The organism is Dissulfuribacter thermophilus (genome assembly GCF_001687335.1).
GTDB classification, from domain to species: Bacteria; Desulfobacterota; Dissulfuribacteria; order Dissulfuribacterales; family Dissulfuribacteraceae; genus Dissulfuribacter; species Dissulfuribacter thermophilus.
Map to the genome: position 1 here is coordinate 1 of NZ_MAGO01000026.1, position 772 is coordinate 772.

1 protein-coding gene is annotated in these 772 nt (G+C 40.0%); it reads right to left on the reverse strand.

Going from position 1 to position 772, the window contains the following annotated elements:
- Positions 1 to 148: 148 nt before the first annotated feature.
- On the reverse strand, positions 149 to 772 hold a 624-nt coding region (gene istB, locus DBT_RS11630; protein WP_083186796.1), incomplete at its 5' end, for an IS21-like element helper ATPase IstB.

The window sequence follows — 772 nt, forward strand, 5'->3', positions numbered from 1 at the left end:
ACTTAGTTGCAATAGGCATTATTAGTCCATGAAACATTTTTATAAAACATCCTGTTTTTGGCCAGCTCAAATCGGGCCATCCATGGCCCGCCCCTTCGGGCGCCTTTGGCGTTTGAGCTGGTTCTTTTTATGAGTATCGGCAATGAGTTTATTTTGGAATTTTTTCTTTCAGGTTTTTCATACGGTAACTTGGACCTATTATTTTTATTATATGGCAGTGATGAACCAGCCTGTCTATTATGGCTGATGCCAGTACCTGGTCACCAAACACATTGGCCCAGTCTTCAAAAGACCTGTTAGTGGTGATTATTATTGAGCCATTTTCGTGACGTCTTTTTACTATTTCAAAAAACTCATCCACAGCGTCTTGAGGGACCTTCTTAAAGCCTATTTCATCAATAATAAGGAGGTCCAATGAGACAAGTTCTTTGAATATCTTATTGTAGGTGCCATCTCCTCTTGAGGCTGTGAGCATAGTCAACATATCAGTCATACACAACATCTTTACTTTGTATCCCCTTTTTAAGGCCTCAAGTCCAAGGGCATTTGCAAGGTGAGTCTTGCCTACACCAGGATTCCCCATGAAGATGATGTTTTCTTTTTCGGTGATAAATCTTAGACCCTGAAGATCTAGGATCTTCTTTTTGTTTAGCTTTGGTTGAAAGCTAAAATCAAAGGCCTCTAACCCCTTGGAAGGGTCAAGTTTTGATTGTCTAAGACGCTTTATGTAGGAATTTGAAGCCCTGTTTGAATATTCATCTTCAAGGAGCAA